This is a genomic window from Paenarthrobacter aromaticivorans (assembly GCF_019038615.1).
GTDB classification, from domain to species: Bacteria; Actinomycetota; Actinomycetes; order Actinomycetales; family Micrococcaceae; genus Arthrobacter; species Arthrobacter aromaticivorans.
Window position 1 is genome coordinate 95774 of sequence record NZ_JAHOPC010000009.1, and the last position, 20951, is coordinate 116724.

The following is a 20951-nucleotide window of genomic DNA, read 5'->3' on the forward strand; positions in this document are numbered from 1 at the left end:
GCCCTGCCATCCGGATCATTGTTGCTGCTCCGTCTGGCGGTCCCGCCAGTTGCTTTCCACCGGCCACACAGAGACCTGTTCGCGGACCGTCACGGACTGGCGCGGAATGATCTCGGCAGGCATTTGCGGCGAATTGGCCAACACCCAGGTGTCCTTGGAACCGCCGCCCTGGCTGGAATTCACAATCAGTGAACCTTCCTTGAGTGCCACCCGGGTCAGGCCGCCGGGAAGGACCCAGACGTCGTCGCCGTCGTTGACTGCAAAGGGGCGGAGGTCCACGTGCCGCGGGCCGAACTTATCTCCGGAGAGCGTGGGTACCGTGGAGAGTTGGAGAACTGGCTGTGCGATCCAGCCACGGGGATCCGCCATCACGCGCTTCCGCAAAGCATCAAGCTCGTCCTTGGAAGCATCCGGGCCGATGACCAGGCCCTTACCGCCTGAGCCATCGACGGGCTTGACCACCAGCTCCTCCAAGCGGTCCAGAACATGTTCCCTGGCTTCCTTTTCCTCGAGCCGGAAAGTGTCGACGTTGGCGATGATCGGCTCTTCGTGAAGGTAGTACCGGATCAGGTCAGGCACGTAACTGTACACGAGCTTGTCATCGGCTACGCCGTTCCCAACAGCGTTGGCGATGGTGACACCACCAGCGCGGGCGGCGTTGACGAGGCCCGGGCAGCCAAGCATGGAATCGGAACGGAACTGCAAGGGATCCAGGAAGTCGTCGTCGATGCGCTTGTAAATGACATCGACGCGTTGCTCGCCGGCTGTGGTCCGCATGTACACACGGTTGCCGCGGCAGATCAAGTCCCGCCCTTCCACCAACTCCACGCCCATGAGTCCGGCAAGGAGGGTGTGCTCAAAATATGCGCTGTTGAAAACGCCCGGCGTCAGGACCACAACCGTGGGATCGTCGACGCCGGCCGGTGCGGTCTTGCGCAGCGCTGAGAGGAGCCTGCGGGGGTACTCCTCCACGGGCCGAATGTGCTGCTGGCCGAATGCCTCGGGCAGGCCCTTGGCCATGGCGCGGCGGTTCTCCAGTACGTAGCTCACTCCGGACGGGACGCGGACATTGTCCTCGAGGACACGGAAGGTGCCTTCAGCATCACGGACGACGTCGATGCCGGATACGTGGACGCGGACTCCGCCGGACGGTTCGAAGCCGTGAACGGCACGGTGGAAATGGGCGCTTGTGGTGACAAGTTGCCGGGGAATGACTCCGTCAGCCACCACTGCCATCCGGCCATATACATCGTTGAGAAACGCTTCAAGGGCCTTGACCCGCTGTGCCACGCCGCGCTCAAGGACATCCCACTCGTCAGCAGGGATAACGCGCGGGACGATATCCAGCGGAAACGGCCGCTCCTCCCCCGCATAGTCGAAAGTCACACCGCGGTCCAGGAACGTGCGTGCCATGGAATCGGCGCGGGCGGTGACATCGGCCAGGGAAAGCTCGCGCAGTGCACCGGCAACCTGACCGTAGGATTTTCTGGCGACGTGGCCGGGGGCGAACATCTCGTCGTAGGCGCCGCTGCGCGCAGCGGCCTCGGAATAATCCTGAAATAGGTCAGACATGGGAATTAGACAATCACCTTTTTGAGTCAAGCGCATTTCGCACTGGTTGTGTCGCGGTTTCCGGAGACTCCCGGTTCGCCTTTCGGTGCCCCCATCCGGCAGGGTTGAGGCATGCCCTTGAACAGTCCTGCGCCCCACCTGTCCCGGCTGGGGCCGGGGTTGGTCCTGAGTATTGCCGCAACGGGAGTCGCCTTCACCGTCCACGCGGTATTTCCGGCATTGGGGGCTATTCCCGTCATGACGCTTGCTGTTGCACTGGGCCTGCTCTCTGCAAATATACCGGGCACTGCTGTCTGGGCGGCGGGGCGCGCCCGGCCAGGCCTGGACTTCGCCGGGAAGCACCTTATGCGTGCCGGAATCGTCCTGCTTGGACTCAAGGTGAGCATGGGCGACATCCTCGGAATGGGGTGGCTGTCACTGCTTCTGATTGCAGCCATGGTGTTACTGAGTTTTGCCGGAACCTACGGACTCGCGAAGATCCTCCGCCTTCCGGATGAGGCGGCACTCCTGATCGCCACAGGGTTCTCCATTTGCGGTGCGTCGGCCATCGGGGCCATGGCAGCGGTAAGGCGGGTCAAGCACCAGGACACTGTACTTCCCGTGGCGCTGGTGACGTTGTGTGGCACCCTGGCGATTGGGGTGCTCCCCCTCCTCATGCACCCCCTGGGCTTGAACCCGGAACAATTCGGAGCGTGGACCGGTGCGTCCGTGCACGACGTGGGCCAAGTGGTTGCCACCGCCCAAACTGCAGGGACGGCGGCGCTGGCTGTCGCCGTCGTCGTTAAATTGACGCGGGTGGTGCTCTTGGCGCCCATCGCGGCGGCAGCAGGGCTTCACCAGCGCGTGGTGCACGTACGGCGACGGGCCAACGGCGTATCGGGTCAATCAGGACAGCACGACGCCGATGGCCGGTTTCCGCCAATTGTCCCTCTGTTTGTGGTTGGCTTCATCGCGATGGTGGGCGTTCGCACCTTGGGGTGGGTGCCACCGGCAGCTCTGGAAGCCGCCGCCGGTGTACAGGACATCCTGCTCGCGACCGCCCTGTTCGGGCTCGGTTCCGCGGTGCGTGTACGCACCCTCGTTCATACCGGGGGCCGTGCCGTTGCTGTGGCACTGGGATCGTGGCTGCTCATCGCATCGCTAGGCCTGGGCGCCGTATGGATCATGATTAGATAGCTGTGTGTCGAATCACAATCTCTCGCGCGATGAAGCCGCAACACGTTCAGCCCTGATCACCACCCATAGCTACGACGTCACCCTCGATGTCCGCGACGCGGCAGATCCCGCAACCGCCGGCTACCCGAGCACCAGCACTATCAGGTTTTCAGCCGAACCCGGCTCAGCTACCTTCCTGGATTTCATCAGTGGCGGAGTGAAGTCAGTGATGCTGAACGGCAAGGCCCTTGAAGTTGACCGTGTAGTGGACCGGGACAGGATCATCCTGGAAGACCTGGCCGCCGAAAACACGGTCACTGTGACAGGAACAGCGCTCTACAGCCGCTCCGGAGAGGGCATGCACCGTTTCGTCGACCCCGCCGATGGCCAGTGCTATCTCTACACCCAGTACGAACCGGCCGACAGCCGTCGCGTCTTCGCCAACTTCGAGCAGCCCGACCTCAAAGCCGAATTCACTTTCCACGTCGTCGCTCCCGCAGGATGGGAAGTCGCCTCCAATGGCGTGGAGACCGCCCGAGCGCCTCTAGCGGACGATGCGGCAGCCTGCAGCTGGGACTTTGCTACCACCAAGCGGATGTCCACCTACATCACCACCATCCTTGCCGGGCCCTACTTCAAGGCCACTGATCATTGGGGAGCAACGCTCGACGACGGCACCCGCCTTGACGTCCCACTGGCCCTCTACTGCCGGGCGTCTTTGGCGGAGTCGTTCGATGCCGATGAACTCTTCCGGCTGACCAAGAGCGGGCTGGCGTTCTTCAATGAACTTTTCGACTACCCCTACCCTTGGGGCAAATACGATCAGGCGTTCGTGCCCGAGTACAACCTCGGAGCCATGGAAAACCCCGGCCTGGTCACCTTCACTGAGAAGTATGTCTATGCTTCGCGGGCAACAGACGCCCAGTACCAGGCGCGCGCCAACACTCTGATGCACGAGATGGCCCACATGTGGTTCGGTGACCTCGTCACCATGACCTGGTGGGACGACCTCTGGCTGAAAGAATCCTTTGCCGACTACATGGGGACCCTCGGCGTGGACCGGGCCACTGACTGGGATACCGCATGGGTGAACTTCGCCAGCAAGCGCAAAGCCTGGGCCTACGTACAGGACCAGCTGCCTACCACGCACCCCATCGTTGCCGACATTCCGGACCTCGAAGCGGCCAAGCAGAATTTTGATGGAATCACGTATGCCAAAGGGGCCTCTGTTCTGAAGCAACTGGTGTCTTACGTGGGCTTTGACGACTTTATCGCCGGATCCCGTCAGTACTTCCGGGACCACGAGTTCGGCAACACCTCGCTACACGACCTTCTACAAGCGCTCAGCGTCGCGTCGGGAAGGGACCTTGCCGGCTGGGCGCGCCAATGGCTGCAGACATCAGGCATTTCCACCATCACCGCAGACATTGTGGATGACGACGGGATCATGGGCGCCGTGACGCTCCAACAGGATGCGAGGGACCCACTGACGGGCAAGCAGGAGTTGCGGCCCCACCGGCTCCGGTTGGGCTTGTATGACCCGGATTCCTCGGGACACCTCGTCCGGAGGGAGAGCATCGAGCTGGACGTCTCCGGCCCGAGCACGTTGGTGGCCGAACTGGCAGGGAGGCCCCGGCCCGCCCTGCTGCTGGTCAACGATGAGGACCTCAGCTACGCGAAGGTGCGGCTGGACGCCCTTTCGGAGCACACAGTCCGGACCTCCCTGGGAACCATCCAGGACCCCATGGCACGGGCGCTATGCTGGACCGCCCTGTGGGATTCGGCTCGGGACGGCGCAACGCCAGCGGTACGGTACATTGCCGCCGTCGAGCGTTTCGCGCCCCTTGAAACCGGGATCGGCGTCCTCCAGAACGTGTTGGGAAATGCAGCCACCGCTATTGAACGTTACGTCCCCGGTGCCGTGCGGGATGGCGTGCGTAAGGACTTTCTGGCAGTCGCCGCCGCCCAATTGCAATCCGCAGCCCCTGGATCCGACCACCAGCTTGCCTGGGCCAGGGCCCTGGCCGATGTTTCCAGGCACGGCGACAGCGAGCTCCCCCTGCTGCGGGGCATCCTTGAAGGCGCCACGGTCATTGACGGCTTGGCGGTCGATGCCGAACTGCGCTGGAGTTTCTGGCAGGCCCTCGCCGCCCACGGACAAGCCATGCAGCGCGAGCTGGACGCTGAACTTGAGGCGGACAAGACGGCCTCCGGCCGCGAAGGCCATGCAGTAGCCTCCTCAGCCCGCCCTGATGCCTCCGTAAAGGCGGCAGCGTGGGACGCAGCCGTCAACACTACCGGGCTGTCCAACGAGATCCTCAGCGCAACAATCACGGGTTTCACCATTGCGCCCAGAGACCTCCTGGAGCCATACATCGAGCCCTACTTTGAATGCCTGGAACGTGTCTGGACTGAGCGCAGCATCGAAATCGCAGGCAGGATCGTCAGGGGCCTCTACCCCGGCGCCCAGGATCTGGCGGCCGGAATGGAGCCAATCACGCATCCAGTGCTGGTAACGACTGACCGGTGGCTGCAGGAGCATACTGACGCTCCCCGTGCTTTGCGCCGCATCATCATCGAACAGCGTAGCCACCTGCTGCGGGCGCTGACGGCACAGGCAGCCGGGTAGGGGCATCAGCGCATTAAGGAACCCTGTTCAACCACTCCTCCGTGCCGAACTTCGTTTCCACCCGCTTCCTGGCTTCGGAAAGTTCATCGTCCGACACGCGGGATTCAACTGCGCCGTAGCGTTCCGCAAAAACTTCCTGCATGGCCTCAATGATGGCGGCGCGGGCCAAGCCGGTCTGACGGCGCAATGGGTCCACTCGCTTCTTGGCGCTGCGCGTGCCTTTGTCTGAGAGCTTTTCCTTGCCGATGCGCAGCACCTCCACCATCTTGTCGGCGTCGATGTCATAGCTCATGGTCACGTGGTGCAGCATCCCTCCGTTGGCCAGCCGTTTCTGGGCCGCGCCCCCGATCTTGCCTTGCTCAGTGGCGATGTCATTGAGGGGAACATAGAAAGCGGTGATGCCGAGCTTCTCCAACGCCGCCATGACCCATGCATCAAGGAAGGCGTAGGAATCGGCGAAACTGATGCCATCCACCAACGTCTGCGGTACGTAGAGGGAGTAGGTGATGCAGTTGCCAGCTTCCATGAACATTGCACCGCCACCACTGATACGGCGAACTACCGTGATGCCGTGCCTGGACACGCCGTCGGGATCCACCTCGTTCCGAACGGACTGGAAACTCCCGATGACCACCGAAGGTTCTTCCCAGTCCCAGAACCGCAGGGTGGGATTTCGGCGTCCCGCGCCAACTTCTTCCGTGAGGACCTCGTCGAGTGCAACGTTGACGTGTGTGGGCAGGACCGTAGGAGGGATGATTTCCCATTGGTGATCGGACCAACTGGTGGCTTTGGACAGCGCACGGCGGACGGTCACCGCGACGGCCTCTGGAGAGAATCCAAACAACACAGCCCCTTGGGGCAACCCGGCCGAGACAGCCGCAGAGATGTCTGCAGCCGGGGTCGTCGCGGGCAGTCCAGTCAGAGCGGCGTTGATGTCCCCCAGGGCCTCATCGGGTTCCAGGAAGAAATCTCCACTGAGTGAAACGTCGGCCAAGAGGCCGTCCTGGACGTCCAAGTCCACCACCACGAGTTTGCCGCCGGGAACTTTATACTCCCCGTGAAGGCGAGCGGCGCCGTCGTCAATGTACTTAGGGTGTTGTTCGGGTGCGGGCTGGAACGTCATGGTTTCCATCTTGCCGGAAAACGAAAAAACCCGCATTGCTGGAAATTCCAGCAATGCGGGCTTTCGAAAAGCCTTGGGGCGAAGTGGGTTACTTCGTGCCGCCGAAGCCCTTGAAGCGAGCGTTGAAGCGCTCGACGCGGCCAGCGGAGTCCATGATGCGCTGCTTGCCCGTGTAGAACGGGTGGGACTCCGAAGAGATTTCGACGTCGATAACCGGGTAGGTGTTTCCGTCTTCCCATTCGATGGTCTTCGAGGAAGACACAGTCGACTTGGTCAGGAACTTCGTGCCGGAAGCCAGGTCGTTGAAAACAACAGCTTCGTACTTCGGGTGGATATCAGACTTCATAATGGGACCTTTTGTTCACGCAACTGGATTTTGCCAGCTGCCAGGTATGAATGGAGGTGGTCCGCCTGCTGCAAGGTAGAGATTTCAGCGGCCGGGCCAACAATCAATCATAGCCGAAACCAGCCGGGTGCACGAACCAGGCTCAGCCCTGGGGGCGAAGTTCCCAGAACGCCACCGCCGAAGCGGATGCGACGTTTAGCGAATCGACGCCGGCGCGCATCGGGATCTTGACGGCGAGATCGACGGCGGCAAGCGTCTCCGCGCTCATTCCGGCACCTTCCGTGCCGAGTACCAGAGCGAGTTTGGGGATGTTGCGGGCAGCGAGTTCATCAAGGTCAACAGCGTCTTCGGTCAATTCCATGGCGGCAACTGTGAAGCCCTGATCCTTGAGCCTTTCCAGGTCACCAGGCCAGCTTTCCAGACGGGCCCAAGGAACCTGGAAGACCGTTCCCATACTGACCCGGACGCTCCGGCGATACAGCGGGTCCCCGCAGCGCGGCGAAACGAGCACGGCGTCCATGCCCAACGCGGCAGCCGAACGGAAGATTGCGCCGACGTTCGTGTGGTCCACGATGTCTTCGAGCACGGCAACCCGCCGGGCACCCCCCAGCAGCTGCGTCAGCGGCACGGGTGCCGGACGGTGCATGGCTGCCATCGCTCCGCGGTGCAGGTGGAATCCCGTGATTTCTTCCAGAAGCTTGGCTTTGCCGATGAACACCGGAACGTCGGGATAGGCCTGGAAAACGTCGTCGAGGTCTTCCAGCCATTTCTCCGCCAGGAAGAACGAGCGTGGCTGATGACCTGCTGCCAATGCGCGGCGAAGGACCCTGGAGGATTCGGCAATATACATGCCTTCCTCCGGCTCGCGAAGCTTGCGAAGGTGCACATCCGTCAACGTGGTGTAGTCGGTCACGCGGGGATCATCGGCGGACTCGAGATAGTGGAACGTCACCGGCTGATTATTTCAGCAGATTGGCGATCATGAAGCCGAGGGCGACGATGCCCAGGGTAAAGATGACAGCCCTCAAGACGCGCGGCGAAAGCTTGCGGCCAACCTTGGATCCAACCAGGCCGCCAATAGTTGAACTCACGCCAATAAGCAAGACCACGAGCCAGTTGATTCGATCGAAGGCGAAGATCAGATAGGACACAGCAGCCACCATGTTGACGCCGAGCACCAAGATGTTTTTCATTGCGTTGGCGTTCTGCATGGTCCCGGTGAGGAACACGCCCAGTATTCCTACGAGCAGAATCCCTTGGGCTGCTACGAAGTAGCCGCCATAAACGCCGGCGAGGTAAACCAGGACCACCAGGAGGATGCCGTGGCTCCGGTCCCTGAGGGCATGCTCCGGGTTCTCTTCACGGTTTCGCACGGAGGCCTGGAGGCGAGGCTGGAACATCACCATCAGCAGCGCCAGTACCAGCAGGAAGGGGGCGACGTAGTGGAACACCTTGTCCGGCAGGTGCAGCAGCAACCATGCGCCGGTGATACCGCCCAGGAGGGAAGCTGGCAGCAGCTTCAACAATTGCCTACCGCGGCCCGCAAGTTCCCGGCGATATCCCCATGCTCCGGCGGCAGTGCCGGCCACCAGGCCCATGGCGTTGCTCATGGAGGCAACCACCGGAGTCACACCCAGCGCGATGAGCACAGGAAAGGTCACGAGGGTGCCGGAGCCGACCACCGCATTGATGGTGCCGGCCCACAGGCCCGCAAAAAAGACCAGAACGCTGCTAAGAATCTCCACAGTCGACCAGGGGTCCGCCTAGCGGCGGGCGGTTGCGGTGTAGCGGCCGGCGTTTTCCGTGACGTCCAGGGCAAGACCGAAGGTGTTGCTCAGGTGTTCGTCCGTGAGGACGTCCTTAATCACACCGGCGGCCACCACCCCGCCTTCGCGTAGCAGCATGGCGTGGGTGAAGCCCGGGGGAACTTCTTCAAGGTGGTGGGTGACCAGGACCATCGCAGGAGCTGCCTCGTCCTTGGCCAGCTCACCTAGTTTGTGGACGAGTTCCTCGCGGCCCCCGAGGTCCAGGCCAGCGGCCGGTTCATCCAGCAACAAGAGTTCGGGGTCGGTCATGAGTGCGCGCGCGATCTGCACCCGTTTCCGTTCGCCTTCGGACAGCGTGGCAAACGTACGGTTAAGCAGCGGGCCCATCCCCCAGTCGTTCAGGAGGCCGAAAGCACGTCGCTCGTCATCGCGTTCGTATCCCTCGCGCCAGCGGCCCGTAACGCCGTAAGCTGCGGTAACTACGACATTGAGGACGTTCTCGTGTTCCGGAATCTGGGTAGCGAGTGCTGCCGAAGAGAGGCCAATGCGGGGCCGCAGTTCAAAGACGTCGACGCGGCCCAGGGTTTCGTCCAAAATTCCGGCCGTCCCGCTGGATGGATGCAGGCGCGCTGCAGCAATCTGGAGAAGTGTGGTTTTGCCGGCACCGTTGGGGCCAAGAATGACCCAGCGTTCGCCTTCGTTGACCTGCCAGTCAACCTTGTCCAGCAGGGTCTTTTTGCCTCGGACAACGCTGACGGAAGCCAATTCCAGAACATCACTCATAGCAGTAGACACTAGGACAAAAATACAGATGACTGATAACTGGCCATATGTGCCCGCTGCTGCGGAGAAACGAATTCGGGTGAACGTAGCATGCTCAGTAGGATTGAGGCCATGACTTCGAACTTGGCTGCGGTCAGCTATGGCGTAAATTTGTCCCCTGAATCGCTTGATAACGTGCGCAAAGTGCTGGCTGACGCCGGTGCCGCAGTGTCATCGGAATCACAGTCCGGGGACGACCGCTTTGGTGTTCACACGGCTGGTCTCGCCGTTGAAGCAGTCACGCCCGAAGCCCTGGCGGCGGTTCGACGGCGGGTGGCTGAGGTCGCGGATGCCGGAGTAGATACTGCGATCGTCCCGGAGGCCCTTCGACAGGCTCCAAGGAAACTGCTCATCATGGATGTGGATTCCACGCTGATCCAACAGGAAGTCATTGAGTTGCTTGCCGCTTATGCAGGCAAGCGCGACGAAGTTGCAGCTGTTACCGAAGCAGCCATGCGTGGGGAGCTGGATTTCGCACAGAGCCTCTACGCCCGTGTTGAGGTCCTCGCCGGGCTGCCGGCCGCCGTCGTCGATTCTGTACGTGCGGAAGTGCGCCTCAGCCTTGGCGCAGCAGAACTGGTGGCCGCATTCAAGAAAGCTGGCCACGTGGTGGCTGTGGTATCCGGTGGCTTTAACCAGATCCTGGGGCCCATAGCTGAAGAGCTCGGTTTGGATTACTGGATCGCCAACGAGCTGGAAATAGTCGACGGCGCTTTGACGGGCAGGGTGCTGGGCGACGTCATTGACCGCGCAGCGAAGGAGAAGTACCTGCGTAAATGGGCAGCTGCCGAGGGGATCGACCTTCAGCACACCATCGCGGTGGGCGACGGCGCCAACGACCTCGACATGCTGGGTGCAGCCGGAATTGGCGTTGCCTTTAACGCCAAACCGGCCGTCCGTGCAGTGGCAGACGCCGTCGTCAACATGCCGTACCTTGATGCCGTGCGGCACATCGCCAACGTCTGAACCCCAGGTGCCTAGCTGTTGTTACCTGCCCTGCGGTTACGGACGAACAGCAGGCCCGCACCAATGACCAGGAGAGCGCCGGCTGCGTAAAGCAGGGCCGATCCTACCCCACCGGTCAGCGGCAGCTCGAACCCGGCGTTGGAAGGCATGTTCTTCACGCTCAGGTCAATGCCGACGGCTGTGGTCGAGGAGTTGATCAGGAAAGACAAGGGTTCGGCAAGCAGTTCGTAGCCTGCCGGTGCTGCGGTCTCCACCAGATAGTAGGTGCGGTAGTCGGTGTCCCCAGGGGCAACGGCTGCACCGTTGGCCCAATCCGAGTAGCGCAGGCCTGAAATAGTCAAGGTTCCATCGTCGGCAACGGTGAAGACACTTTGGCCGTCAATATCCACGGGGTTGGTACCCGCCTTGGCATCAGCCTCATTGGTGTAGACGGAGAAAGAAGCGCCGGCCAGGCCGGCTGCATTCTCGTCTACCTTCTGCAACGTCATGCCGCCCCATTTGGTAACGACAGGCGGCGTTACTACCGGCCCTCCGGGTTGACCGGGGGTGATGTTGAAGCTCGCAGCGTTCGGGTAGGCAAGTGCGACGTTTTCAATCTCGCCTATGGTGTTGACCTTGGTGCTCACAACGATCTGCACACGGGTTCCGCTGCTGGAGGCCAGGAAGGCGCGGCCGGCGTCGGTGAAGACCACCGAGACGGTGTTGGTTGTGGCATCGAAGCCCACAACGTACTCGGTACCTTCAATAAGTTCAGTACCGTCTTCCAGCATGACGGTGGCACCGACGTACGTCAGTTTGGTGTCGAGCTGATCCACAACCTTGTAACCGTCGATCACGGCCTCGTTCGGGATATCAGCGGTGATCGTCCAATCGATCTGGTCGCCGAGCTTGACGTCGGGAGCATCAGTGACGATCTTCTCCGCACCGGAAACAGAGTTCTTCGGGTACACATCGACGTCGTAGATCCAGTTGTCCTGGTTATCCGGATCGGTTATCGGCACCGAGACAAGAAACGGAGCCGAAGGCGTGACACCGGCAGGATAGTTGGTCTCGGTCACCAGATACAGGCCTATGGGCAAGTTGGCGAAGATGGCAGTACCGTCGGCAGCGGTGACCTGGGCCTGGCTGGCACCCAGGCTGTATCCAGCGGCATTGATGGAACCGGACGGGTCAGACGACGCAAACACATAGCTAAGGTTGTGTGCCGCGTCCCAGCCGGCATTGGTGGATAGATCAATGGTATTGACCTGCTGGATGGTGAACTCAATACCAGGCAAGGGCGTCAGGTTGGTGGTGTCAGGAACGGCGCGGGAAAAGTTGTTCCCGCCGCCGTTGTTGTGGCCACCGCCGCCGTTGTTCCCGCTGCCACCGCCGCCGATATTGGGCTTCTCGAACTTGTGAACGGTGATGGAACCGGCTTGGTCACTGTTGATCACCGGCGCTGCGGATGCCGGCGCGACGGAGAGGGACACAGCCAGCACCGCCCCCACCAAGGTGGCTGCGGCCGCTCGCCAATGTCGTGAGGCGCGTTGATTGGTCACACTTTTCCCCTTCGATTGATGGTGCCCTGGACACGTGGCCGAGGGCCTCCACCATCCGAGTAGCGCCCGCACAGTCTTCATGACGCGGATTCCACAACCTTTTCAGCGAAACGATTGGCGCTCTCAGGACACTCATCAGATGTGACGCTTGCCAGTTGGCGCACGTCGCCTTGCCCATACCGAAGGAGATGCGTTGCTGGAGCATGAAATCCTTTGCAGATCTGTTGTTTCAGCTGACCCGGACGGGGTGCTGAGGAAGCACTTCACCTTGTGGTGTGCGCGGTTCAAGATCTTTCCAACAGAATCCGGCTTCGCCACCGAAACCGGCCATGTTGTGTACCCGGCTCACGGAGTTATCGAAGCAGATGGAACTGTGTGGTTGTCTACCCTTGCATCCTTTGATCAATCCGGGATCCGTGGGCACGTGGAGAACCACCCGGGTTTCCGGGACATGCTCGCACACGCGTCCAAAACGCCTGACAGGGCTCCTGACGGGATAGCCCTTTTGATTGGGCGTATCCCGTATCAAGTGATCTTCCAAAATACGACCGAGGCCGGAGCGGACCATATTATCAACGTTGCCTTCATTAATCGAAAGTCGCTGTACAGAAACGATTCAGAGGCTTAGGGTCACAATTCGTGACGCCAACTCGGGAATAATTTATGCGATTGTCATTGACTGTTTCGCTTCTTGAGACGGAGCATTCCTGCGGCTTTTTAATGTGTAAAGTTGGGAACTCCAAGACAGAGCCGTGATGCGTTAGGCAGCCCGGGGTCAATAAAAAGCAGGGGCAGAAAGTGAATCGTTCGCGGCACGCACGAAGATGGTGGAAACGTCAGAAAAAGTATTTATCTACTGAAGTGCGCGCCAATGAGGATGAGTCATTTCGTAATGTGCCGGTGCACCTGGAAGCCCGGGCGGTCTACTTCACACATATCGGTGATGATGAGAAAGAAAAGGAAGAACAAATTATGAGCACGCTTGACGAATCCATAAAGCAGTTGCTGTCTATCGAGGGCGCAACAGGCGCGGCCGTCGTGGACTATTCCAGCGGAATGGCTTTAGCCCAAGGTGGAAACCCTGGCTTTGACCTGGGCGTGGCAGCTGCCGGCAACTCCAATGTTGTCAGTGCAAAACTCCGCACCATGGCGGACCTCCACGTGGACAGCGATATCGAAGATATCCTCATCACTCTCGGCTCGCAGTACCACCTGATTAACGTCCTGAACTCGGGCGGTTCCAAGGGCCTGTTTGTCTACTTGGTGCTGGACCGAACGTACGCAAACCTTGCACTGGCGCGCCACAAGCTCAGTAACCTCGCCAAGGGAATTACCATCTGATCTTCACTGGAAGAGTAAAAGGGGCGGCCGCGCATTCGCGGGCGCCCCTTTCGGTTTCACGTCAGGAAGGGAACAGTCGTTTTACGTCAGGAAGGGCACAGTCGTTTCACGTCAAGAGGGCACAGTGCCGTCAACTCTTTACCCGGCGTGCTTCCCCACTGCCCGAGGTGAACTTCTCGCCCAGCATATGGTGCACCAGGGCGTCTTCGTTGGTATTGGCATTTGCCTCGATGGCCACCATTTCGCCGTTGCGCATCACACCAATCCGATGGCACCAACTGACCAGTTCCGATAAATCCGACGACAAGAGGATGATTGCAACCCCCGTCCGGCTGAGCTCCTGGAGCATCCTGTACACCGTCTCTTTGGCCCCAACATCTATGCCGCGACTGGGGTGGCTAAGAATCAACACATCGCAATCACTGGTCATCCATTTGGCAAGCTGCACCTTCTGCCGATCGCCACCGGAAAGAGTAGTGATGGCGCCATGAATGTTTGTCGTGTTGATGCGCATGCGGCGAACCAGTTCGATCACGCCACGAAGCTGTGTGATCTCATCCTGTAAATTCGCCCCGGAAGTATCGTCGCTGCGCTGAAGGCCTTCAACGATTCCGCTTGCCGATTCCAGGGTGTCTGCGGTGTCTGACAAGTAACCGATCTTCAAACGCAGTGCATCCTGCAGCCCCCGGATCTCTACGGGCTTCCCTTGTATGAAAATGCGGCCCGAGGTACTCGGGTGAATACCTACCAGCGCTTCAACCAATTGATATATGCCTGAGCGATGCGTTCCGGCCAAACCGAAAATCTCACCCTTGGATACGCTGAAGGAAATATCTCGGATACTGTCTTCCACGGTGAGCTCCACCACCCGCATAGCCTCATCTCCGGGTGCCGGATCAGTGGGCCTGGAGTTGTTAGCCAACTTGTGCTGGAGCAAGAGGAAGGCGAGCTCGTCGACGTCGGTCCGGCTGGCTTCCAGCATTTTGTGGACCTTGCCATCGCGCATGACGGCGATACGGTGCGCTATGGACCGGACTTCATCGAGTCGGTGGGTGATGTAGATGATCGCACGCCCCTGCCCGACCAGCATCCTCAGGACTCGATGCAGGACGGCGACGTCATGATCCGGTAGCGACGCGGCAACCTCGTCCATGATCACGAGTTGGGCTTCTTCGGCAACCATTCTCAGAACTTCCACAAGGGTCTGCTCGGCACGAATCAGAGTGCCCACTTTTACGTCGGGATCCAAGGTGATTCCGACGTCCTGGATGAGTTTGATTGCTTGAACCCGGAGTTCATCATGGGATTTATCGGCTTGAAAAGTTTCCCGAAAAATTGCCTCGGCGACGGTCAGGTCAGAGTTGAGCCGGAAGTTCTGCGGGATGAGGCCCACGCCGCAAGCTTGGGCTTCCTCCATCGAATCCGGTCCATATTTCTCGCCAGCCAGCATGAGTTGCCCGCTATCGTGCTTATGGGATCCGGACAGTACACCCATGAGAGTTGTTTTGCCGGCACCGTTGGTTCCGATTAATCCCAGGATCTCGCCGCGGTGGAGTGAAAGTTCAACGCCTTTGAGGATGCGCCTTTGATCGTAGGACGCGTGAATATCATCAGCATGCAGTAACAGGTCCAAAGATGCTCCTAGTTCACAGTAGTGGGTTCGACCCTGGACACTGCCATAAAGTTCCTACCTTGGCCTAATACAGTTCGCTTACATTTAGGGACGACGACGCCTTGGAGATTCAATCAGATTGACTTCGTGAATGCAAAAACTGGAACTTGAAACAACTAACCGCATTTCGTGTCGCGGAAAACTGAATAATTTATCAAATTGTCACCCCCACCTTTGCCTGGCATTTCAACGGTTAAACAGTTGTGGCCCGGACGCGTGTCCAGGCCACAACTAATCCTGCGAGGTTGCCTACTCGGCGGATTTGCCGAAGTAGTCTGCTCCGCCCACGTATTCGGTGTGGCCGGTTTCGACGTCGGCCGTCACCATCTTGGCGACCTCTGCCGCAAATTCTTCAACAGAATACAACTTGCCCGCTTCTGCGCGGCGGGCCTCGATGGCGCCCGGGTTGGAGCGGTCAAGCAAGGTGGCCGTGACGGTGCCCTCGATCATGTCGCCGGAAACAACCACCAGCGAGATCCCTTTGTCAGCAAGGTTGGGCAGAAGTGCGCGCAATGCGTCCTCGCCGGCCCGCTTGCTCTTTGCCACGGGCTCGTATTCAGGCATGGTGGGAACGGTCTCCACGAAATGCGCCTGGTGGCTGGTCACGAAGACGACGCGCGAGCCTTCGCGCATGAGGGGAACAGCCGCATTGAGCATGTTGACCTGGGCGTCGCGGTTGAGCTTGAGGGCGTAACCCTCCTCCATTCCGGATTCCATGCCACCGGAAGCATTCAGTACCAGGACGTCCAGCGAACCGAACTGCTCCATGGCGGTGCTGGCAAGAGTGTGCACGCCTTCGTCGGTGGTGAGGTCTGCACCGACGGCCGCAGCGCGGCCGCCGGCTGCCTCGATTTCAGCAACTACCTTGTTGGCGCGCGGTGCCTTCTGACGGTAGTTGACGACGACGGCGGCGCCCTCACCCGCGAGGATCTTGGCGACTTCAGCACCGATGCCGCGGGAAGATCCCGTGACGATCGCGGTCTTGTTATCCAGCATTCCCATTCGTGCTCCTTTTGTTCACTTCGTCTAAAAATATGCGGGTCCGGGTTCCATCATGCCAGTGGTGGGAACGAACCCCTTTGTCGGGTGACGACAAAAACTGGCTGATAGCCTCAGTGCGTGCCGCTTTAGTGGCCCATCCCGAGACCGCCGTCAACGGGAATTACAGCGCCTGAAATGTAGGCGGCTTCATCGCTGGCTACCCAACGCACAACATTGGCTACCTCGGCAGCCTCGGCGAAACGGCCTGCGGGAACGTTTGCCAGGTACGACTTCTGGGTTTCCTCGGGCAGTTCTGCCGTCATGTCCGTGTTGATGAATCCGGGAGCTACCACGTTGGCCGTGATCCCCCGGCTGCCCAGTTCGCGGGTCAGTGAGCGTGCGATGCCTACCATGCCCGCCTTCGATGCGGAGTAGTTGATCTGACCCGGAGCTCCATACAGGCCGGACACGGATGAGATGAGGACCACGCGGCCCTTGCGGAGCCGGATCATGCCCTTGGAAGCACGCTTTATGACGCGGAACGCACCGGTGAGGTTTGTGTCCAGCACAGACGTGAAGTCGTCCTCGCTCATGCGCAGGAGCAGTGTGTCTTTAGTGATGCCCGCGTTGGCAACCAAAACCTCCACCGGGCCATGCGCTTCCTCTACTGTCTTGAAAGCGGCATCAATCGAGGCTTCGTCAGTGACGTCGGCTTTGACTCCCAGGATGCCTTCAGGCAGTTCTGTTTCGCTTCGATAGGTCACTGCCACCTTGTCACCGTTTGCGAGGAAGGACTCGGCAATGGCCAGACCGATGCCCCTGTTGCCGCCGGTAATGAGGACGCTGCGGCCGGTGGATACTGCTTCAGACATACTTTCGCTCCAGGTTCTGCGGCATGGGTGTGCTGCGGTGAAGAGGGGATTTCCTGCCTAGATCTTATCGGGCACCTGCTCCAACCCGCGGGTAACCGGCCTGTCCCGCGGTTTGGGCGCCTACCGCCTTGGTGAGAGAATTGAGAGAAGCCTTTGGAGCGTGATGATTCAGCTGTGACACGAGAAAACAGTCCCCTACAGCAGGTGCCCGGGGATCCGGACGCTTTCTCCGGCGACCCCGAAGTCCACAGCATCACCGATGCCGCGGCTGCCCACTCGGAGGACATGCGGGAGCGCATGATCAAGTACGCAGTAGCTATGGGTATTCGCATGGTCTGCATCATCCTGATCTTCGTGGTGGACGGCTGGTTGAAAATAATCGCCGTGGCGGGCGCAGTGTTCCTCCCTTGGATTGCCGTTGTCATAGCTAATGGCAGCGATAAGGCCGAGGACCACAGCGATTCCCTGCTGGACTACGTGGCATCAGCGGAAATCGAGGGCTCTTCGAACTCCACCGAAGACGAATCGACAGACAACGTCACGGTGCTGAAAGGCGAAGTGGTAGACGACGAGCCACCAGGTCAGGGAACAGAGCCTGACGAGACTCATACACCCAAGGCCGGCGATGCCGGCAACGAACGGGCGGCTTCATGAACATCTTTAACCTGGGGGGCGCCGGTTTGGGCAGCCAGGAGCCTGATCGCGCCACTGGCCCCGCTCTCTGCTCCCGTAAGGGATGCCGGGAGGGCGCAGCCTGGCAACTCCTGTGGAACAACCCGCGGATCCACACTCCTGAGCGGCGGAAAGTTTGGCTTTCGTGCAACGAGCACCGCGATTGGCTTGAGGACTACCTCCAGACCCGGGGCCTTTGGAAAGAGACCGTCCCTTTCGAGGCAGATGCCGCTGCCGTTGGCGAGGCCCGCTGAATGTATCGTTTCCTTTTCTCCAGCAAGTGGCTGGGCTATTTTGTTCTGGCCGTTATCTTCGCCACAGCATGCGTGTTCCTCGGCCGTTGGCAAATGGATCGGCGGGCAGAGACGCTGGCTGAGATCAACCGCGTAGTGAGCAATTACTCAGCGACACCGGTCCCTTTCGCTAACATCAAGGACCAGTTCCGTACCATGGACCCCGAGCGGGAATGGACCCAGGTAGAGCTGCGCGGTAGCTACGACCTGAACGGCCAGCGCGTTGTGCGAAACCGTCCGTTGAATGGGCAGCCAGGTTACGACGTCGTGGTTCCTTTCCGCCTGAGCACCGGCGAAGCGGTGGTTATCGACCGCGGCTGGTTGCCAATTGGCAACAACACACCTGGCCGTCCCGACGTCGTTCCGGCACCTCCCGTGGGTGAGGTGACCGTGATTGCCCGCCTCAAGCCAACGGAACCGAAGCTGGACCGCGGTGCGGTGGATGGACAGCTACCATCCATTGACCTTGCCAGCTTTGCAAGCGAACTCCCCTACCCCATAGCGACGGGCGCCTATGGGCAGCTGGCCAGCGAGGATCCCGCGGTCCAGCCCATGCCGACGCCCTTCCCCAAACCAGCCACGGAAGAGGGCACGCACCTCTCCTACTCCCTGCAGTGGTTTGCCTTCGGCGTCCTGATGTTCATTGGCTTTGGTTACGCAGCCCGGCAGCAGGCGCGTAACGCTGCCATCGACGCGGAAGAGGACGAAGACGGCGAGGACGAAGTTATTGCCGTCAGTGGGCCGTCCAAGCGTCGTGTGCCTACAAGCCGAAAGAATAAGCGCCCCACGTCGGAAGAAGAGGAAGACGCAATCCTGGATGCCCAAGGTTACTGAAGCGATTCCGGACCCGGTGCTCAACGTGAAGTCGGCCCTCACGGCGGCAGGCGCCGAGGACACCGTCCGGATCTTCGAGGACAAAGTGCCCACCGCTGCAGCGGCCGCCTCGGTCCTTGGATGCGAGGTTGCGGCCATCACCAACAGCCTGATTTTCGAACTCGACGGCAAACCCTTGCTGATCCTCGCCAGCGGAGCCGCGAGAGTAGATACAACACTGGTAGCCAAACTACTGGGCACCGGAAAGATCCGCCGGGCGAAGCCTGATTTCGTGCTCAAACACACCGGCCAGGAAGTGGGAGGCGTCGCCCCTGTCGGTCACCCCAACCACATCCGCACCATTCTGGATATCTCGCTGAAGCAACACCCCGTCCTATGGGCCGGCGCCGGAGACCACAATTCAATGTTCTCCATCACCTACGGGGAGTTGGCTCACATCACTCACGCGGAGCCACTACAAGTCCGCTAACCGCCGTAATCGTGACGGGCCCCCGAGCGGCGCGACGCGGTTGAAGTGCGTAGCGTGCGTCTAAGCGAGGAACGAGCGAGCACGCGGCAAATCCGGCGCGCCGCGTAGCGAACGCAACCACGGCGCGCATCGGATGCAGAAGTGAACAGCCCCTACGCCAGCGTGATCAGGTCCAGGTAGTCCTCGTTCCAGTGATCTTCAACACCGTCCGGGAGCAGCACCACGCGTTCTGGATTCAGGGCCGAGACGGCGCCTTCATCGTGGCTGACCATGACGACAGCGCCACTGTAGTTTTTCAGTGCACCGAGGATTTCCGCACGGCTGGCTGGGTCCAGGTTGTTGGTGGGCTCGTCCAGGAGCAACACGTTGGCGCTGGATGCAACGATGGTTGCGAGGGCGAGCCGGGTCTTCTCGCCACCGGACAGAACACCGGCCGGCTTCTCGACGTCGTCACCTGAGAACAGGAATGACCCCAGAATGCCGCGAACTTCGGCGTCCTTCATGTCCGGTGCGGAGGAACGCATGTTCTCAAGGACTGTGCGATCGTGGTCCAGGGTTTCGTGCTCCTGGGCGTAGTAGCCCACCTTCAATCCGTGTCCCGGGATGATGTCGCCGGTGTCCGGCTTGTCAACGCCTGCGAGCATTCGCAGGAGGGTGGTCTTGCCCGCACCGTTGAGGCCAAGGATGACCACCTTGGAGCCGCGGTCGATCGCCAAGTCCACGTCAGTGAAAATCTCCAGGGAGCCGTAGGACTTGCTGAGCCCTTCGGCGGTCAGTGGGGTCTTGCCGCAGGGTGACGGGTCCGGGAAGCGCAGTGCGGCGACGCGATCGTTTTCACGAACGGCTTCCAAACCGCCAAGGAGACGCTCTGCACGCTTTGCCATGTTCTGCGCTGCGACAGCTTTCGTTGCCTTTGCGCGCATCTTGTTGGCTTGGTCGATAAGGACCTGGGCCTTCTTTTCCGCATTGGCCCGTTCGCGCTTGCGGGCCCTTTCATCCGTTTCGCGCTGCTGGAGATAGCGCTTCCAACCCATGTTGTAGTAGTCGATCTGGGCCCTGTTGGCATCAAGGTGGTAGACCTTGTTGACTGTGGCCTCCAACAATTCAACATCGTGGCTGATCACGATCAACCCACCCTGGTGGTCCTTGAGGAAGTCGCGCAGCCAGGTGATGGAGTCGGCGTCAAGGTGGTTGGTGGGTTCGTCCAGGAGCAGGGTTTCTGCCGAGGAATAAAGAATGCGCGCGAGCTCCACGCGACGGCGCTGGCCACCGGAGAGGGTCTTCAGCGGCTGGTTAAGGATGCGTTCCGGGAGCGCAAGGTTGGAGGAGATCGCGGCTGCCTCAGCTTCAGCGGCGTATCCGCCGCCCGCCAGGAACTCAGCTTCCAGGCGATCGTAGCGGTTCATGGCCTTTCGCTGTACGGCTTCGTCGTCGCTGGCCATCTCGGCCTGCGCCTTCTTCAGCTTCCCTACCACCACGTCCAGGCCACGTGCAGACAGGATGCGATCTCGGGCGAGCTGCTCCATGTCCGGCGTGCGGGGATCCTGGGGCAGATAGCCGATCTCACCGCTGCGGGTCACTTTGCCGCCTGCCGGAAGGCCTTCGCCGGCGAGGACGCGGGTCAAAGTGGTCTTGCCCGCGCCATTGCGTCCAACAAGGCCGATCTTGTCGCCTTTGTCCACCCTGAAGTTGACCTTGTCCATGAGCAGGCGTGCGCCGGCGCGGAGTTCGAGTTCCTGGACGGTAATCAATTCGGGTGATGCCTTTCAATGGGGAACGCCTGCGTGACCGGTTGACCCGGTAGTAGCGGCGGGGAGGGCCGTGAGAACAGCCTGTTCAAGTCTACCGGCACCCCGCCCTCCCCCGGACCTTACGTCGCCCGGGCGGCACATTGTGC

The 20951-nt window shown here is 60.5% G+C and carries 20 protein-coding genes; 9 read left to right on the forward strand and 11 right to left on the reverse strand.

Annotation, left to right across the window (positions count from 1 at the left end; genetic code table 11):
* Positions 1 to 15 precede the first annotated feature (15 nt).
* Positions 16 to 1572, reverse strand: coding sequence for a circularly permuted type 2 ATP-grasp protein (locus tag KSW38_RS15115; protein ID WP_216925743.1), 1557 nt, complete (start codon positions 1570 to 1572; stop codon positions 16 to 18).
* Positions 1573 to 1683: 111 nt separating this feature from the next.
* Between KSW38_RS15115 and KSW38_RS15120 the strand changes: the two genes are divergently transcribed.
* Positions 1684 to 2748: a YeiH family protein gene (locus KSW38_RS15120; protein ID WP_216925744.1), complete on the forward strand. Its 1065-nt coding sequence runs from the start codon at positions 1684 to 1686 to the stop codon at positions 2746 to 2748.
* A gap of 4 nt (positions 2749 to 2752) precedes the next feature.
* Positions 2753 to 5356, forward strand: coding sequence for an aminopeptidase N (gene pepN / locus KSW38_RS15125; RefSeq protein WP_216925745.1), 2604 nt, complete (start codon positions 2753 to 2755; stop codon positions 5354 to 5356).
* A gap of 13 nt (positions 5357 to 5369) precedes the next feature.
* Here pepN and lplAB read toward each other — a convergent pair whose 3' ends face one another.
* From lplAB to KSW38_RS15150, 5 genes are all read right to left on the reverse strand, one after another.
* Positions 5370 to 6479 carry a lipoate-protein ligase LplAB gene (gene lplAB, locus KSW38_RS15130; protein ID WP_216925746.1) on the reverse strand — a complete coding sequence of 370 codons (1110 nt, stop codon included), beginning with the start codon at positions 6477 to 6479 and terminating at the stop codon, positions 5370 to 5372.
* Positions 6480 to 6567: 88 nt separating this feature from the next.
* A complete protein-coding gene (locus KSW38_RS15135) occupies positions 6568 to 6825 on the reverse strand; it encodes a type B 50S ribosomal protein L31 (RefSeq protein WP_216925747.1) in 258 nt (85 codons plus the stop codon).
* 142 nt (positions 6826 to 6967) lie between these two features.
* Positions 6968 to 7777: a TrmH family RNA methyltransferase gene (locus tag KSW38_RS15140; protein WP_216925748.1), complete on the reverse strand. Its 810-nt coding sequence runs from the start codon at positions 7775 to 7777 to the stop codon at positions 6968 to 6970.
* Between the two features lie 7 nt (positions 7778 to 7784).
* A complete protein-coding gene (locus KSW38_RS15145; RefSeq protein WP_216925749.1) occupies positions 7785 to 8570 on the reverse strand; it encodes a sulfite exporter TauE/SafE family protein in 786 nt (261 codons plus the stop codon).
* A gap of 18 nt (positions 8571 to 8588) precedes the next feature.
* Positions 8589 to 9374 (reverse strand): ABC transporter ATP-binding protein, encoded by a 786-nt coding sequence (locus tag KSW38_RS15150; RefSeq protein ID WP_216925750.1) that lies wholly within the window; start codon positions 9372 to 9374, stop codon positions 8589 to 8591.
* A 111-nt stretch (positions 9375 to 9485) separates the two neighbouring features.
* On the opposite strand from KSW38_RS15150, the gene serB reads away from it, so the two are divergent.
* Positions 9486 to 10379 (forward strand): phosphoserine phosphatase SerB, encoded by an 894-nt coding sequence (gene serB / locus KSW38_RS15155; protein WP_216925751.1) that lies wholly within the window; start codon positions 9486 to 9488, stop codon positions 10377 to 10379.
* Between the two features lie 11 nt (positions 10380 to 10390).
* On the opposite strand, the gene KSW38_RS15160 is transcribed toward serB, so the two are convergent.
* Complete coding sequence (locus KSW38_RS15160; RefSeq protein WP_216925752.1) at positions 10391 to 11920, reverse strand: SpaH/EbpB family LPXTG-anchored major pilin; 1530 nt, start codon at positions 11918 to 11920, stop codon at positions 10391 to 10393.
* Positions 11921 to 12113: 193 nt separating this feature from the next.
* On the opposite strand from KSW38_RS15160, the gene KSW38_RS15165 reads away from it, so the two are divergent.
* Both KSW38_RS15165 and KSW38_RS15170 read left to right on the forward strand, forming a co-directional pair.
* Positions 12114 to 12548: a hypothetical protein gene (locus KSW38_RS15165; protein WP_216925753.1), complete on the forward strand. Its 435-nt coding sequence runs from the start codon at positions 12114 to 12116 to the stop codon at positions 12546 to 12548.
* Between the two features lie 344 nt (positions 12549 to 12892).
* Positions 12893 to 13261 carry a hypothetical protein gene (locus KSW38_RS15170; RefSeq protein WP_216925754.1) on the forward strand — a complete coding sequence of 123 codons (369 nt, stop codon included), beginning with the start codon at positions 12893 to 12895 and terminating at the stop codon, positions 13259 to 13261.
* Between the two features lie 130 nt (positions 13262 to 13391).
* Here KSW38_RS15170 and KSW38_RS15175 read toward each other — a convergent pair whose 3' ends face one another.
* From KSW38_RS15175 to KSW38_RS15185, 3 genes are all read right to left on the reverse strand, one after another.
* On the reverse strand, positions 13392 to 14894 hold the full coding sequence (locus KSW38_RS15175) for a sugar ABC transporter ATP-binding protein (protein ID WP_216925755.1): 1503 nt from the start codon (positions 14892 to 14894) through the stop codon (positions 13392 to 13394).
* 288 nt (positions 14895 to 15182) lie between these two features.
* Positions 15183 to 15935, reverse strand: a complete 753-nt coding sequence (locus KSW38_RS15180) for an SDR family oxidoreductase (RefSeq protein WP_216925756.1) — start codon at positions 15933 to 15935, stop codon at positions 15183 to 15185.
* A gap of 125 nt (positions 15936 to 16060) precedes the next feature.
* The gene (locus KSW38_RS15185; protein WP_216925757.1) at positions 16061 to 16786 is read right to left on the reverse strand and encodes a beta-ketoacyl-ACP reductase; all 726 of its coding nucleotides are present in this window, start codon (positions 16784 to 16786) and stop codon (positions 16061 to 16063) included.
* A 153-nt stretch (positions 16787 to 16939) separates the two neighbouring features.
* Between KSW38_RS15185 and KSW38_RS15190 the strand changes: the two genes are divergently transcribed.
* Genes KSW38_RS15190 through KSW38_RS15205 form a run of 4 tightly spaced genes read left to right on the forward strand, consistent with a single transcriptional unit; the run spans position 16940 to position 19054 of the window.
* On the forward strand, positions 16940 to 17440 hold the full coding sequence (locus KSW38_RS15190) for a DUF3099 domain-containing protein (RefSeq protein WP_216925758.1): 501 nt from the start codon (positions 16940 to 16942) through the stop codon (positions 17438 to 17440).
* A complete protein-coding gene (locus tag KSW38_RS15195; protein ID WP_216925759.1) occupies positions 17437 to 17712 on the forward strand; it encodes a hypothetical protein in 276 nt (91 codons plus the stop codon). Before KSW38_RS15190 ends, KSW38_RS15195 begins: the two co-directional genes overlap by 4 nt.
* Entirely contained in the window at positions 17713 to 18585 is an 873-nt protein-coding gene (locus KSW38_RS15200) for an SURF1 family cytochrome oxidase biogenesis protein (protein ID WP_216925760.1), read from the forward strand.
* Positions 18569 to 19054, forward strand: coding sequence for a YbaK/EbsC family protein (locus KSW38_RS15205; RefSeq protein ID WP_216925761.1), 486 nt, complete (start codon positions 18569 to 18571; stop codon positions 19052 to 19054). The genes KSW38_RS15200 and KSW38_RS15205 overlap by 17 nt, the downstream gene beginning before the upstream one ends.
* 152 nt (positions 19055 to 19206) lie before the next feature.
* Here KSW38_RS15205 and KSW38_RS15210 read toward each other — a convergent pair whose 3' ends face one another.
* Positions 19207 to 20805: an ABC-F family ATP-binding cassette domain-containing protein gene (locus KSW38_RS15210; RefSeq protein WP_216925762.1), complete on the reverse strand. Its 1599-nt coding sequence runs from the start codon at positions 20803 to 20805 to the stop codon at positions 19207 to 19209.
* Positions 20806 to 20951: the final 146 nt, after the last annotated feature.

Excerpts from the sequence above, each read along its gene's own strand:
- lplAB (WP_216925746.1), bottom strand. The coding sequence starts at position 6,479 with ATGACGTTCCAGCCCGCACCCGAACAACACCCTAAGTACATTGACGAC.
- KSW38_RS15120 (WP_216925744.1), top strand. The coding sequence starts at position 1,684 with ATGCCCTTGAACAGTCCTGCGCCCCACCTGTCCCGGCTGGGGCCGGGG.
- serB (WP_216925751.1), top strand. The coding sequence starts at position 9,486 with ATGACTTCGAACTTGGCTGCGGTCAGCTATGGCGTAAATTTGTCCCCT.
- KSW38_RS15180 (WP_216925756.1), bottom strand. The coding sequence starts at position 15,935 with ATGGGAATGCTGGATAACAAGACCGCGATCGTCACGGGATCTTCCCGC.
- KSW38_RS15200 (WP_216925760.1), top strand. The coding sequence starts at position 17,713 with ATGTATCGTTTCCTTTTCTCCAGCAAGTGGCTGGGCTATTTTGTTCTG.
- KSW38_RS15205 (WP_216925761.1), top strand. The coding sequence starts at position 18,569 with ATGCCCAAGGTTACTGAAGCGATTCCGGACCCGGTGCTCAACGTGAAG.
- KSW38_RS15150 (WP_216925750.1), bottom strand. The coding sequence starts at position 9,374 with ATGAGTGATGTTCTGGAATTGGCTTCCGTCAGCGTTGTCCGAGGCAAA.
- KSW38_RS15135 (WP_216925747.1), bottom strand. The coding sequence starts at position 6,825 with ATGAAGTCTGATATCCACCCGAAGTACGAAGCTGTTGTTTTCAACGAC.
- KSW38_RS15115 (WP_216925743.1), bottom strand. The coding sequence starts at position 1,572 with ATGTCTGACCTATTTCAGGATTATTCCGAGGCCGCTGCGCGCAGCGGC.
- KSW38_RS15185 (WP_216925757.1), bottom strand. The coding sequence starts at position 16,786 with ATGTCTGAAGCAGTATCCACCGGCCGCAGCGTCCTCATTACCGGCGGC.
- KSW38_RS15170 (WP_216925754.1), top strand. The coding sequence starts at position 12,893 with ATGAGCACGCTTGACGAATCCATAAAGCAGTTGCTGTCTATCGAGGGC.
- KSW38_RS15195 (WP_216925759.1), top strand. The coding sequence starts at position 17,437 with ATGAACATCTTTAACCTGGGGGGCGCCGGTTTGGGCAGCCAGGAGCCT.